12 protein-coding genes are annotated in these 13,288 nt (G+C 52.3%); 8 read left to right on the forward strand and 4 right to left on the reverse strand.

Going from position 1 to position 13,288, the window contains the following annotated elements:
* Nucleotides 1-10 precede the first annotated feature (10 nt).
* From ACEN86_RS03415 to ACEN86_RS03425, 3 genes are read right to left on the reverse strand one after another with little or no spacing between them, the layout of a single operon-like run.
* Nucleotides 11-1,651, reverse strand: coding sequence for a prolyl oligopeptidase family serine peptidase (locus ACEN86_RS03415; protein ID WP_495632968.1), 1,641 nt, complete (start codon nucleotides 1,649-1,651; stop codon nucleotides 11-13).
* Nucleotides 1,652-1,693: 42 nt separating this feature from the next.
* Complete coding sequence (locus tag ACEN86_RS03420) at nucleotides 1,694-2,794, reverse strand: DUF1648 domain-containing protein (protein WP_495632969.1); 1,101 nt, start codon at nucleotides 2,792-2,794, stop codon at nucleotides 1,694-1,696.
* A gap of 2 nt (nucleotides 2,795-2,796) precedes the next feature.
* Nucleotides 2,797-3,198 carry a GntR family transcriptional regulator gene (locus tag ACEN86_RS03425; RefSeq protein ID WP_495632970.1) on the reverse strand — a complete coding sequence of 134 codons (402 nt, stop codon included), beginning with the start codon at nucleotides 3,196-3,198 and terminating at the stop codon, nucleotides 2,797-2,799.
* Nucleotides 3,199-3,370: 172 nt separating this feature from the next.
* Here ACEN86_RS03425 and cysK point away from each other — a divergent pair, with 172 nt between their 5' ends.
* Nucleotides 3,371-4,306, forward strand: coding sequence for a cysteine synthase A (gene cysK / locus ACEN86_RS03430; RefSeq protein ID WP_495632971.1), 936 nt, complete (start codon nucleotides 3,371-3,373; stop codon nucleotides 4,304-4,306).
* 63 nt (nucleotides 4,307-4,369) lie between these two features.
* Here the strand turns inward: cysK and acnA are convergent, their stop codons facing one another.
* Nucleotides 4,370-7,093, reverse strand: a complete 2,724-nt coding sequence (acnA, locus tag ACEN86_RS03435) for an aconitate hydratase AcnA (RefSeq protein WP_495632972.1) — start codon at nucleotides 7,091-7,093, stop codon at nucleotides 4,370-4,372.
* Nucleotides 7,094-7,452: 359 nt separating this feature from the next.
* Here acnA and ACEN86_RS03440 point away from each other — a divergent pair, with 359 nt between their 5' ends.
* The 7 genes from ACEN86_RS03440 to ACEN86_RS03470 all read left to right on the forward strand — a co-directional run bounded on the left by ACEN86_RS03440 (nucleotide 7,453) and on the right by ACEN86_RS03470 (nucleotide 13,277).
* A complete protein-coding gene (locus ACEN86_RS03440) occupies nucleotides 7,453-8,454 on the forward strand; it encodes an amidase domain-containing protein (protein WP_495632973.1) in 1,002 nt (333 codons plus the stop codon).
* 27 nt (nucleotides 8,455-8,481) lie between these two features.
* Complete coding sequence (locus tag ACEN86_RS03445; protein WP_495632974.1) at nucleotides 8,482-9,576, forward strand: D-alanine--D-alanine ligase; 1,095 nt, start codon at nucleotides 8,482-8,484, stop codon at nucleotides 9,574-9,576.
* 2 nt (nucleotides 9,577-9,578) lie between these two features.
* Nucleotides 9,579-9,899: a hypothetical protein gene (locus tag ACEN86_RS03450; RefSeq protein WP_495632975.1), complete on the forward strand. Its 321-nt coding sequence runs from the start codon at nucleotides 9,579-9,581 to the stop codon at nucleotides 9,897-9,899.
* A 115-nt stretch (nucleotides 9,900-10,014) separates the two neighbouring features.
* Nucleotides 10,015-11,016: a UV DNA damage repair endonuclease UvsE gene (gene uvsE / locus ACEN86_RS03455; protein WP_495634205.1), complete on the forward strand. Its 1,002-nt coding sequence runs from the start codon at nucleotides 10,015-10,017 to the stop codon at nucleotides 11,014-11,016.
* A gap of 92 nt (nucleotides 11,017-11,108) precedes the next feature.
* Entirely contained in the window at nucleotides 11,109-11,879 is a 771-nt protein-coding gene (gene fabI, locus ACEN86_RS03460) for an enoyl-ACP reductase FabI (RefSeq protein WP_495632976.1), read from the forward strand.
* A 245-nt stretch (nucleotides 11,880-12,124) separates the two neighbouring features.
* Complete coding sequence (locus ACEN86_RS03465; protein WP_495632977.1) at nucleotides 12,125-13,006, forward strand: inositol monophosphatase family protein; 882 nt, start codon at nucleotides 12,125-12,127, stop codon at nucleotides 13,004-13,006.
* A 22-nt stretch (nucleotides 13,007-13,028) separates the two neighbouring features.
* Nucleotides 13,029-13,277, forward strand: coding sequence for a hypothetical protein (locus ACEN86_RS03470; protein WP_495632978.1), 249 nt, complete (start codon nucleotides 13,029-13,031; stop codon nucleotides 13,275-13,277).
* Nucleotides 13,278-13,288 lie beyond the last annotated feature (11 nt).

The following is a 13,288-nucleotide window of genomic DNA, read 5'->3' on the forward strand; positions in this document are numbered from 1 at the left end:
TCACAGGTGCTTAGCTCTTGGTAATACTCTTCACCCAAGCGGCAATGTCATTGACCATGGATTCCGTTACATGAGCGGCTTGCGAGTATTCTGCTCCGGTCGATACCCCGTCATATTCACTCAGCAGGTGGTTGACCTTTGGATAGGACTTGTACTGTACATCGGTCCGGTTCTGCAGTTCGTTCTTCCACGTGTTGAACTGGGTCATCGGCACCTGCCAGTCATTCTCTCCAGCCAGAATCAGGAGAGGTCCCTTCTGTGTCTTGGCCACATCTACCGGCTTATAATCCTTCAGGGTATACCACCAGTAAGCTGAACCGAGTGGGAAGCTGCTCGGGAGATGATCAGGAGAATACTGCGGATCGCTGAGCAGCTTGGCGGCCGCTGCCCATACCTCGGCGTTCTTCTCATAAGGAGTTGGATCGCCGCCCAAGCCTTTTACCCGATTGATGAGCTCCTGCTGCTGCTCCAGAGCCACATCGATGAAGGAGCTGCTAGGCCCGGCAAGCATAATGGAGCCCTTGATATTACGTTCGTCCTTATCGGCGTTCACGATAAGTGGCAGGGCGAAGCCGCCTTGACTGTGGCCGGCGACGAAGATGTTGGAACGGTCAACATCCTTGCGGGTACTTAGATAGCGGACTGCCGAGATGGCATCGTCTACAGTCTCCTGCTTGATCGTAGCCCGCGGGTTTGCAGCGAATTTGAAGGTGTGCTCATAGCTGATTTTATCATAACGAAGTACGGCAATTCCTTGGCTCGCAAGGCCGTTAGCCAGATCCCGGAAAGGCTTAGAGCCGCCGATAGAGGAGTCTCTATCTTGAGGCCCCGACCCTTGTACTAATACGACCACGGGGGCCGGTCCGCCGGAAGCGGGCTTGGTCAATACGCCCGGAAGAGCGAAGACGCCTTCCCCAATCGTGACTTCCTCTTCCGTATAGGAAGAAGGATTCACGTAAGAGGGATTCGCATAAGGGGCCGTACTTGCTGGTCCGATAAAGAGATCGTCTACTTTCCCTTCTTTGTTCAGGCGCAGGGTGTAGTTAATCGGAGCTGCAGCTGTCTGAAAAGAATACGTAATATTCGTATGCACGCTGTTCGGCACAACGGTCCTCGATAGCTGGGCAGTAGGCGTCCCATACACCTGGGCGTATCCTTTCCATAGACCCTGAAGCTGGGAAGCCGTAAGGGATAATTGAAAAGCCGGGCTCATCAGCTTCTGGGCTTTTGCAGAATCCCCTGATTTCAAGGCTTGGATAAAGGAGTCTCCCGGAAGGCCGGCTTCAGCAGGGGGAGCTACAACTACCGGACTGTCTTTGAACCATGGGGTAACTGCGCCCGGAGAGATCATAGCCTGGCTGCGGACCACCCGTAAGGTATCGGAGAGGGTGACAGGCTTGCCGTTAAGCTTGGCGGATTTTTTTTCGACCGTCATAACAAGAGTGGTACTTTTCTTGGTAAGCGTCACAGTCTGTGTCTTTGGGTTCCAGGTTACGGAAGCCCCGAGCTTGACCGCGGTATCCCGGACTGGAGCTATAGCTGAGGAGCTACCCGCCGCTGCCCCTGCGGCGGCGGGAAGAGAGAGAGTAAGTGCAAGTGCAGCAGCTGCTGCGGATTGCAGTAATTTGTTGCGCGGACCTTTCGACATCATGATTGCCTCCTAGAAAAAAGTGATGTATGAGTGAATGCTGGCCTAAGGGGCCAGAAAGCTGATGATAAGTATAATAATTACAAATGGAGCAAGGAAGATCAACCAAGCTAGCGGCCTCGCCATATTCAGGGTCCAGCCTATGCCCATTCTTTTCTCGACAAAAAGGGAAGGGTCCTTCGCGTTAAAATACATGCTGCCTAGCTTCCAATTGGCATCATCATGAACGGCTTCCTTACTCCGGCTATCCGATGTACGCCCAATTCGGCTTCCGCCCTGCCCGGTCTGAACGGACAAGATCAAGGCCGAGACAAGGATAAAGGCCGGTATGATCAGGACTGCGGGCATCAGCACTTCCGGGCTGATCTGATGGAACATGCTGAGCTGCATCAAGGAGAAGAGGAGCATCAGGACGAAACTGGCCCCAAGCGTAAACATGGACCATTTGCGGCGGAACATCACATTTTGCCGGACAGAGGCTTCGGCTTTACCCGGGTCGAGCTGCTGCTTGCTGTTATGGATGACCCGATTCAAGGTATAGAACAAGATGAGCATGAAGACCTGCATAATATTAGGGAAGAAAATAGATGTATACGACTTGTCTACAGTTCGGAGTACTTCTCCATTTAAGTTGTATTTCATGGCAATGGTATTCGGAGCCTGATCGTAGTACATCAACGCGAGAATACAGCTTGCTGCGGTAACAACTAGGTGGATGAGGAACCATCTATCAGAGTAGACGAGTCTCTGCTGACGAAAGCTCGTATCAATGATGAGCCGATCCGGGGCATGAGTTGTCTCGGGCTGTGAGGCCTTGTAGCGTTTCATAGTCGTATAGAAATACCCTTGGATCAACATAATACTGATAATAAGAATGATCGAGTAGGCTGGGAGCACATAGCTCAGAGTCTGCTCAGATGCGGCGAACAGGAAGACAGCCATCCCCAGAATCAGGATCGAGTGCAGGACCCCGGTGATCCAGGCATAGGCTCTGCGCATCCGGCGGACGGGTTCACTGAAATACATCTCTTCGGACACGGACACCCCAAAGCTTACGGTCCTTCTGGAGAGATAGGGAATTGCGATGAGAGAGGCGGATATCGCCCCGAACATAAGAATCAGAATTAAGGCTGAGAGCCAATACATAGTTAGCTGCCCCTTTCTTGGTCATTTGGTCTGAGATCATCATAAATTTGTCCTACGATATTCAGAAGCTGATCCCGCGTCATTCCCCGGCAGATCGCCTCGGCGGTAATGGACCTGAGCTGCTTGTGCTGCTGCTGGGTATAGTCTGTAGTAATGGGCGGCATCCCGTCCGGATTAATGACGACGCCTTTCTGGCGATGAACGAGAATGAAGCCCTCCTGCTTAAGCAGTGTATAGGCTTTGTTCACCGTGTGGAGGTTAATCCCGATATCAGACGCCATGCCTCTAACCGAAGGCAGCGCCTCTCCGGGCTTGAGACGCCCGCTTGCGATGCCTTCTATGATCTGGTTGATTAGCTGAGTGTATATAGGAACATCGGATTGCATGTCTAGCTCCATAAGCATGGGGGGAACACCTTCTTTCTATCTGTTATATATGAAATATAACAGATGCGTTGTTGTTTGTAAATGGGGACGCGATTTGAGTATTCATGGTTCTTCCCGTATATTAGATGGAAGCTGATAAATCCGATTAACCTGACCTAAAAAGACTAATTTATGCGAAAGGGATGTACGAATGGCGAAGATTGCGAAGAATTTAACAGAGCTCATTGGGAATACTCCGCTGCTTGAACTCAGCAACTATGCGGAAGATCAGGCGCTTCATGCGCGTATTTTGACCAAGCTGGAATATTTCAATCCCGCCGGGAGCGTCAAGGACCGGACCGGGTTCGCTCTAATTAAGAGTGCGGAAGAGCAGGGCCTGCTGAGCAAGGATTCCGTCATTGTAGAGCCGACCAGCGGGAATATGGGGATCGGGCTCGCTTTTGCCGCGGCGGCACTTGGGTATAAGCTTATGATTACACTCCCGGAGACCTTTAGTATCGAGCGCCGCAAGCTGATGCAGGCTTATGGGGCAGAGATCGTATTGACTCCGGCTAGCGAAGGAATGGCCGGCGCCATTCGCAAGGCAGAGGAGCTGGCGGCCGAAATCCCGAATGCGTTCATTCCGCAGCAGTTCAACAATCCGGCGAACCCCAATATACATAAGACGACCACTGCCGAAGAGATCTGGCGGGACACGGACGGAGAAGTGGACATTTTTGTAGCAGGGGTAGGAACTGGCGGGACGATTAGCGGAGTAGGCGAAGTGCTCAAGAAGTATAATCCGAAGGTGCAGATCGTTGCTGTAGAGCCGTTCGATTCCCCGGTGTTATCCGGCGGCAAGCGCGGAGCGCATCAGATTCAGGGGATTGGTGCAGGCTTTGTGCCTGATAACTATAACGCGAAAGTGGTAGACGAGGTGATCCGAATCAAGAATGAGGACGCCTTCGAAACCTCCCGCAGACTTGCCCGGACCGAAGGGCTGCTCGTGGGGATATCCTCTGGCGCAGCCGCCTATGCGGCGACAGTCCTTGCTGCTCGTCCGGAGAATAAGGACAAGACGATCGTAGTCGTCCTTCCGGATACCGGGGAGCGGTATCTGTCTACGAACCTGTTCCAGGATGAGTAGGAAGAAGTTAAAAAAGCCTGCAGCTCAGGGTTATCCCCGAGCTGCAGGCTTTTCTATTATATCTTAGTTCGCTGCAGATTCTTTGATCATCTGGCGAAGTACGGTTTGTAGGATACCGCCGTTATGGTAGTAATCCACGTCAACCATGCTGTCCAGACGGGCAACTACATGGAATTCGAATTGAGTTCCGTCTGTCCGTGTAGCAACCACGGTCAAAGTTTGACCAGGCTTCACTTCATTGTCAATACCCAGGATATCGAAGGTCTCTGTTCCATCGATACCAAGCGTCTTCCAGCTGATTCCTTCTTGGAATTGAAGCGGAAGGACACCCATGCCGACCAGGTTGCTGCGGTGAATACGCTCGAAGCTTTCAGCGATAACCGCTTTGACGCCGAGGAGGAAGGTACCTTTGGCTGCCCAGTCACGGGAGCTTCCTGTACCGTACTCTTTACCAGCCAGAACGACAAGGTTGGTACCATTGCTTTGATAGTTCATCGAAGCATCATAGATGGACATGACCTCATCGGTTGGAAGGTACTTGGTCACGCCGCCTTCAGTTCCTGGAGCGACCTGGTTACGGATACGGATGTTCGCGAACGTACCGCGCATCATGACTTCGTGATGACCTCGGCGGGAGCCGTAGGAGTTGAAGTCCTTGCGGGCTACGCCGTGATCGTTCAGGTACAATCCAGCCGGGCTGGTAGGTGTAATGTTACCTGCTGGAGAGATATGGTCCGTTGTAACGGAATCGCCAAGCAGGGCGAGTACACGTGCGCCGCGGATTTCTTCAATATCCTGCAGGCCGTCTGCAAGCTTCTCGAAGAACGGAGGATTTGCGATATAAGTGGATTTCTCATCCCACTCGTAAAGCTCGCCTTGCGGTACAGGGATGGAGTTCCAGCGTTCATTCTGTGTAAATACGTTCTCGTATTTGCTGCGGAACATCTCAGGGCTGACGGACAAGCCGATTGCATCCTTGATCTCTTGCGATGTTGGCCAGATGTCCTTCAGGTAGACCGGGTTACCTTCCTGGTCATGACCTAGTGGATCGTTCTGCAGATCAATGTTCACAGTACCTGCAAGAGCATAGGCCACAACGAGCGGAGGTGAAGCCAGGTAGTTGGCTTTAACCTGAGCATGGACACGTCCTTCAAAGTTACGGTTACCGGAGATGACAGCCGCTACGGTCAGATCATTGTCTGCAATAGCCGCGCTGACTTCATCCGGAAGCGGTCCGGAGTTCCCGATACATGTCGCACAGCCGTAGCCGGCAACGTGGAAGCCGAGCTGCTCCAGGGAGTCGATCAGACCCGCCTTCTGCAGGTATTCGGTTACCACAAGGGAACCAGGCGTCAAGCTGCTCTTCACATAAGCCGGCTTAGTCAGACCGCGTTCCACGGCTTTCTTCGCAAGCAGGCCTGCACCCAGCATAACGCTTGGGTTAGAAGTGTTCGTACAGCTTGTAATTGCTGCGATAACAACCGCGCCTGTACCGAGCTTAGTCTCGCGTCCATCGGGATGCTTCACATCCACGGAGCTCGCGATCTTCTCATCGCTCAGGCCGTATCCACCCTTCTCCACTGGAGTACGGATAATGTCGTTAAAGTTCTTCTTCATATCTGTCAGTTCAATACGGTCTTGAGGGCGCTTAGGACCTGCAAGGCTTGGTACAACCGAAGCAAGGTCAAGCTCGATCAGATCAGAGAACTGTGGATCTTCAGTCTGGCTGGTACGGAACATGCCTTGAGCCTTGTAATAGGCTTCAACCAGAGCTACCTGCTCGTCTGGGCGGCCTGTGCTGCGAAGGTAATTCAAAGTCTCGTCGTCAACAGGGAAGTAGCCGATTGTTGCGCCGTATTCAGGAGCCATGTTAGCTACTGTTGCACGGTCAGCAAGACTGATATTGGCAAGGCCTGGTCCGTAGAACTCTACGAATTTACCAACTACACCTTTCTTACGAAGCATTTCAGTAACGGTCAGAGCCAGGTCAGTTGCCGTTGCGCCTTCAGTAAGGCTGCCTGTAAGCTTGAAGCCAATAACTTCTGGAGCTACGAAATACAGTGGCTGTCCAAGCATACCTGCTTCGGCTTCAATACCGCCGACACCCCAGCCTACCACGCCAAGACCATTGATCATGGTGGTATGGGAATCCGTACCTACAAGGGAATCTGGGAATACGACAGTCTCCCCATCAATCGTCTTCGTAGCTGCCACGGAAGCAAGGTACTCCAGGTTAACCTGGTGAACGATACCTGTAGCCGGTGGAACAGCGCGGAAGTTGTTGAACGCGGTCTGTGCCCAGCGAAGGAAGCGGTAACGCTCTTCATTACGCTCGAACTCTACGTTCATGTTATATTCAAGAGCTTCAGGTGTACCGAAGGCATCGACCATAACGGAGTGGTCGATAACAAGGTCAACCGGTACAAGCGGATTGATCTGTTTCGGATCGCCGCCGGCTTTCTTCACGGTGTCGCGCATCGCCGCCAGATCGACAACCACCGGTACGCCGGTGAAGTCCTGCAGTACGATACGTGCGGGAATGAAAGGAATTTCCTTGTTGCTGTCCTGTCCTTCAGTCCAGTCAGCAATTTGCTTCACATGCTCTTCTGTGATAGCCCGGCCGTCAAATTGTCTGACCGCAGCTTCAAGAAGCACTTTAATGGAGAAAGGAAGCTTGGAGACATTGGCAAATCCTTGAGCTTCAAGTGCCTGCAGATCGTAGTAACGATAGGATTTGCCGCCCACGTCTAGACTGCGGGCTGCAGAGTACTGATCATTAATGGACATGTAGTTGACCTCCTAATAATTATGCGCGAAGTAAGCAGTGGACCAAGTAAGCTAGTAGCCATAGTAGAATTCGATAAGATCGAGAACTAGTTAGTCGTGCTTTTTCGACTTAGTTTCATCAGATGAAACGCAATTTCAAAATATTATCTTCTATAATTATACCGCTTACTTTGAAGTGAGTAAAGTATTTTTTGTTGGGTAAAAGCACGGTTTCAGCGGTTTTTATGAAGGGAAGCTCAGGCTCGCTCCTGCCTGAACATACTGCCTGCTGTCTGCTCATATAAATGAAGAAACAGAGGAAGGCCTAAGGGGTATGGACGGCCTCTCTGATGTGGATTTGTGGAAGGAGGCATAAAGTTATGGCGGAGGAGTGGAAAGGTGCATTATCCGCTTATATACAGCAGCAGAACAAGGACGAGGTGGATTTTCGTCCCAACGCTGTACCTACGATCGTCACCGATCTGGAATATTTGATTCGCCGGGGGGAGAGAAGACAGGCACTGTCCGAGTGGTATAGTCAGAGAAAGGCGACTCCCTTGCGCAGTGAGACCCGGGCCAAGCTGCTTAGAGAGCTTGCGAACCGCCAGGATGAGGTTCAGGTGGAGCTTCAGCTTCACCGGACGATTTATTATGAGAAGGGCGGGGTCACGCACAAGGAAGAACGAATCGATGTGGAGCGGCTGACCCTACAGCGTGAGGATAGGGAGTGGGCTATCATTCGGGTGGACATTCAGGTGGCGGAAAGGCACCCGCGTACCGGTCTGCCTTATACCGCCGAGGATATGGATCTTGAGATTCCCCGCCCGGTGGCGAGTCCATATCTGAACCGTGAGGTGCTCGGTTACGGAGGACAGAGCCGCGGGAATATGTACAACAGGGCAGAAGCCGCTGCTTACGCGGACCGCTGGTGGAACAGCTCGAATCCGGAATTCCAGGAGTTCGGGGTGGATTGTACGAATTTCATCTCCCAAAGTCTCTTTGCAGGCGGAGCCCCAATAAACTATACTGGAAAAAGAGAATCGGGCTGGTGGTATAAGGGCTACGTTGGCGGAAAAGAAGCCTGGAGCTTCAGTTGGGCTGTTGCGAACAGCCTGGAACGCTACCTGAGCGGCGGCGGGCTGGGTGCAGAGGTGCTGGAACGTCCACAGCAGTTAGAGTTAGGCGATGTCATTATCTATGACTGGGACGGCAACGGCGCTTATGAGCACAGCACGATCGTGACCGCCTTTGATGCGGGAGGGATGCCGCTGGTCAATGCCCATACCACGAACAGCAGGCACCGGTACTGGGATTACCGTGACTCCTATGCCTGGACGAAGAATACGGTATACCGCTTCTTCCATCTGGCAGACCGGTTCTGATCATAATTAAGTGAAGAGAGGTTAACCATGGGACAGGATAAGTTAACCGTCGGTCTGATCTACGGCGGTAAGTCTGGCGAGCATGAAGTGTCGCTTCAAACGGCCTTCGCTGTGATGAATGCTTTTAACTATGATAAATATGAAGTGCTTCCTTTCTATATTACGAAACAGGGAGAATGGAGAGTGGGGGGAACGCTCTCAGCTCCATTTAGTGAGCTCGGTGATCTTCGCCTGGAGAACGGGGCAGGCAATACCGCGGACGCAATCCAGCGGTTGTTCAGCAAGCTGGCTACCGGCCAGGCTGCCGTAGATGTGGCCTTCCCGCTGCTGCATGGAACTTATGGTGAGGACGGTACCATTCAGGGTCTTCTGGAGATGGCCGGACTTCCTTACGTGGGTGCAGGTGTCTTGTCATCGGCAGCCGGAATGGACAAAGCGGTGATGAAGAAGCTGTTCGCCGATGCCGGACTTGAGCAGTGCAAGTACTGCTATTTCACAGGTGCTCAGTGGGAGCGGAGCAGTCATACCCTCATTCAGGGAATCGAGGAGAGACTGGGTTACCCTTGCTTTGTCAAGCCTGCCAATCTGGGTTCGAGTGTGGGGATCTCCAAAGCCTCCAATCAGGATGAACTGAATAAGGCTGTAGCCTATGCCCTGCGTTATGATACCAAAGTGGTTGTGGAGGAGTTCGTAGAAGCCCGTGAGGTCGAGGTTGGCGTACTCGGCAACGATGCCGCTGAGGCATCCGTTCCCGGTGAGATTGTATCCTCCAGTGAATATTACGACTATCAGGCGAAGTATCTGGACGGCAAATCCCAGATGGTCATTCCAGCCGAGGTAGATCCAGAAGTCGCTGACCGGATTCGTGAGCTTGCAGTCAAAGCGTTCAAAGCTACCGAGGGCAGCGGCCTGTGCCGTGCAGACTTCTTCCTGAAGGCAGACGGAACCCTTCTTATTAATGAAGTGAACACGATGCCGGGCTTCACCCCGTTCAGCATGTATCCGCTGCTCTGGAGAGAGACAGGGGTATCTTACGAAGCCCTTCTGGATCGTCTGATTGAGCTGGCCCAGGAACGTTATGATACAAGACAGAATCTTGATTTCAGTAATGGAGTGAATTAAATATGGGATTCCAAACCGAATTCAATTCCGTCTGCAAGTTCAAGAACGAGCAGGAGCTGTATGAGCTGCTGGAATATGGACGCGGCAAAATGGTCAAATCCGGCCTGCGCGTGTTCCCGACCGGCCAGAAGGTGATCGCCTACACGCCGGACAACCGTGCCGTTGCCATCGTGAAGATTCTCGGCTGTATCGCCGAGATTAACTTTAACGGGGACGAGGTTACCGAGGTGGAGATGTCTCTCGTCCGTCCGCTGAACGAGGAAGAATCGCGGGTTCAGACCGCGCTGGCTTACGAGATGTTTTTTGGTGAGCATAGCGGGTAATTCTATAAATGAATGATTATTCCCGATTGGTGGAATAACACAAGAAGAAGACCGTTAATCCCTTGAGGATTAACGGTTTCTTTTTCACTCTGAAGAGGAGCAGGTGAGTGCTGAGATGATTGTCCGTTTTGGTTATGTAGCCATGTCAACCGTCGTGAAAAATGCTTCCCCCTCGAAGACCATGACCTATAAAAGCTTTGGGCAGCTCGCTGATCGCGCTGCAGCCCTGCGCAGACTGGAGCATGTCGCCGCTGAGAATCTGCATAACACGCTGCGTCTGCTGAAGCACAACCGTGCTTATGACATTCAGGTCTACCGCTTCTCGTCCAAGCTCATCCCGCTTGCCACTCACGGGGAGCTCTCGGATTGGGATCCCTTTGCTGCCCTTGGAGATGATTTCCGCGCGGTAGGAGACTATGTGAAGAAGGAGAAGATGAGGGTCTCCTTTCATCCGGACCATTTCACCGTACTCAGTACACCCCGCCCCGAGGTGCTGGAGAGTTCGATCAGGGATCTGATGCATCATGTAAGCATGCTGGACGCCATGGGTCTGGACGCGAGAGCGAAGAACAACATCCATGTGGGCGGTGCCTACGGGGATAAGAAATCTGCGGCGGAGCGGTTTGTACAGAACGTTAGCGCGCTGCCGGACAAGCTGAAGAAGCGGCTGACTTTTGAAAATGATGACAAGACCTTCAATGCCCCTGAGACGCTGGAGCTCTGTGAGCAGCTTGGCATTCCAATGGTCCTTGATATCCACCATCAATGGGTGAACAACGAGGGTGATGACCCTGCGCAGCTATGGCCCCGTATTCTGAAGACGTGGGAGTCCCCGTTCGCTCAGGCGGATTCAGAACCGGAGAGCCCGCTTCCTCCGAAGATTCATGCTTCCAGCCCGAAGAGTGCGAGCGATGCAAGGAGCCATGCGGACCACGTGGAGGCCGGCCCGCTGCTGGAGTTCCTGCGCCGGATAGCACCTGTGACCGATCGGCTTGACGTGATGCTGGAAGCGAAGCTTAAAGATGGGGCTTTATTCGCTTTGATGGAAGAGCTGGCGCTCCATTCAGGTGAAGGGGTTCGTATCATTAATGAAGCTTCAGTAGAGATCAAACCCTGAGCTTGGATAGGGCCAACCTTGAAAACTTATGGGAAATAAGGTAAGTTGGACTTAAGATGCGTGTCACACGCGACTGAAGGAGGACTTATTTAATGAGCAATTTATTGGAAGGCAAGAATATTATTATTATGGGTGTGGCTAACGACCGCAGTATCGCTTGGGCTATCGCACAGAGCCTCGCGGAACACGGTGCCCGCCTGGCATTTACATATGAAAGTGAACGGGTGGAAGGCCGCGTACGCAAGCTTGCCGAGACGATCCCGGGTTCACTCATCCTGCCGTGCAATGTAACGGTGGATGAAGAGATTGACACCCTGGCCGCGACGCTGAAGAGTGAATTTGGCGTCCTGCACGGACTTGTGCACAGCATTGCTTTTGCCAAAGCCGAAGATCTCGCAGGTGAATTTGCGGATACCTCCCGTGAAGGCTTCGCGCTCGCTAATGACATCAGTGTGTTCTCCCTGGTGACTGTGGCCAAGCGTCTCTCCCCGCTGATGACAGAAGGCGGCAGCATTATGACGATGACCTATATGGGTTCGGAGCGTGTAATGCGTAACTACAATGTCATGGGTGTAGCCAAGGCAGGACTCGAGGCTTCGGTTCGTTATCTGGCGAACGACCTTGGACCGAAGAATATTCGCGTTAATGCGATTTCTGCAGGACCTATCCGTACCCTTGCGGCCAAAGGCATCAGTGATTTCAACTCCATCCTCAAGCAGGTTGAGGAGAAAGCGCCTCTTCGCAAGACTACTGAGACTGCTGAAGTTGGAGATACAGCGATGTTCCTGCTGAGCCATTTGTCCAGAGGAATTACAGGTGAAGTTATTTTTGTTGATGGCGGTTATAATATCGTCGGAGCTTAAGCATATGTTAATTAAAGGTTCGTTACCGGGGATGTACGAGTTAAGTCCCGGGAACGGACTTTTTGTTCCTCCTGGGAAGGGAAGGACTGTCCAGGAAGATGCGCGGATACTTTGCTGACAGCTGCGAAAAGGGCACCTTTTTGCTCAGAATACGGTTGACGAATTGCTCCTTGTTCAAGTAACGTATAGAGAGTGGAAAAAAAGGAAAATTTTAGTAGAATATTACAGAAAGTAGAGTGAGAGATTTGAACCGGAATGTGAACCAGAGCCATGATCAAGACCAAGTTCCTTACACAGTCAGCAGTAAAAGCCCGACAGCCGTAGCGATCAACGCTGCTGCCAAGACCGGAGAGTGGATCAAGACTAGACTCGGTAATCACAAGGAGCTGAACACGAAGCTGTCTCCCCAGGATCTGGTGACGGATGTGGACAAAGGGGCCGAGCTGATGATTCGTAAGCTGATTCTCACCCATTTCCCAGATCATGAATTCTTGGGCGAGGAAGGGATCCAGCCTGGTCCTGAGGCTTCAGCGGAAGCTCTTGCCTCTTACGAGGATGCGGAATACTTGTGGATTGTAGATCCCATCGACGGGACTACGAATTTCGTGCAGGGATTTCCCGGCTTCTGTGTATCCATCGCGCTGGCTCATCACGGTGAAGTGATTGTAGGTGTAATCTACGACCCGGTACGTGATGAGTTGTTCGTGGCGGAGAAGGGCAAAGGGGCTTATATGCACGGAAATCCAACGAGGGTATCAGGGGATAAGGATCTCGCGGGCAGCGTGATGGCGATCGGGTTCAATCCTGAACGGGATTTCGCTCTGCCGCTGAATATGAAGGGCATTGAAGCTTTGGCAACCAGAACGCGGAGCCTGCGTGCAGTGGGATCGGCTGCCCTGCATTTGGCTTATGTTGCCGCTGGGCGAATGAGCGGATACTATGAGGTTGGGCTGAACTCCTGGGATATTGCGGCAGGAACACTTCTGGTACAGGAGTCTGGGGGTAAAGTGACCGACACGAAGGGGAACCCGTATCATCTGGGTGTTCGCCACATGCTGGCTACCAACGGGCTAATTCATCAGGAGCTCCAGCAGGTCATCGAGGAAGCCGGAGCCACTGGACTTTAATTCTCTGAAGGGGGTTAACAGGATGAGTGAGGACAAAGAACTTGAACGTCAGCTTAGCGAGCTGCTTACTGAAGAGGGTGAACTTAGCGAGGAAGAGCGCCACGAGGAAGAGCGCAGGCGGCTCTCGCCCAAGTACGAGATTCGCATTCAGACGGAGCTTGACCCCATAGTGGAGGAGACCCTCAAATACCGCAGAATCGCTAAAGAAATTGACGGACGTTATGATGAATATATGAATAAAGCAGATCAGGCCAACAAGAAATCGGATTGACGGGGAGCGTG

The organism is Paenibacillus sp. Paensp111 (genome assembly GCF_059492195.1).

Excerpts from the sequence above, each read along its gene's own strand:
- ACEN86_RS03415 (WP_495632968.1), bottom strand. The coding sequence starts at position 1,651 with ATGATGTCGAAAGGTCCGCGCAACAAATTACTGCAATCCGCAGCAGCT.
- ACEN86_RS03420 (WP_495632969.1), bottom strand. The coding sequence starts at position 2,794 with ATGTATTGGCTCTCAGCCTTAATTCTGATTCTTATGTTCGGGGCGATA.
- ACEN86_RS03425 (WP_495632970.1), bottom strand. The coding sequence starts at position 3,198 with ATGCTTATGGAGCTAGACATGCAATCCGATGTTCCTATATACACTCAG.
- cysK (WP_495632971.1), top strand. The coding sequence starts at position 3,371 with ATGGCGAAGATTGCGAAGAATTTAACAGAGCTCATTGGGAATACTCCG.
- acnA (WP_495632972.1), bottom strand. The coding sequence starts at position 7,093 with ATGTCCATTAATGATCAGTACTCTGCAGCCCGCAGTCTAGACGTGGGC.
- ACEN86_RS03440 (WP_495632973.1), top strand. The coding sequence starts at position 7,453 with ATGGCGGAGGAGTGGAAAGGTGCATTATCCGCTTATATACAGCAGCAG.
- ACEN86_RS03445 (WP_495632974.1), top strand. The coding sequence starts at position 8,482 with ATGGGACAGGATAAGTTAACCGTCGGTCTGATCTACGGCGGTAAGTCT.
- ACEN86_RS03450 (WP_495632975.1), top strand. The coding sequence starts at position 9,579 with ATGGGATTCCAAACCGAATTCAATTCCGTCTGCAAGTTCAAGAACGAG.
- uvsE (WP_495634205.1), top strand. The coding sequence starts at position 10,015 with ATGATTGTCCGTTTTGGTTATGTAGCCATGTCAACCGTCGTGAAAAAT.
- fabI (WP_495632976.1), top strand. The coding sequence starts at position 11,109 with ATGAGCAATTTATTGGAAGGCAAGAATATTATTATTATGGGTGTGGCT.
- ACEN86_RS03470 (WP_495632978.1), top strand. The coding sequence starts at position 13,029 with ATGAGTGAGGACAAAGAACTTGAACGTCAGCTTAGCGAGCTGCTTACT.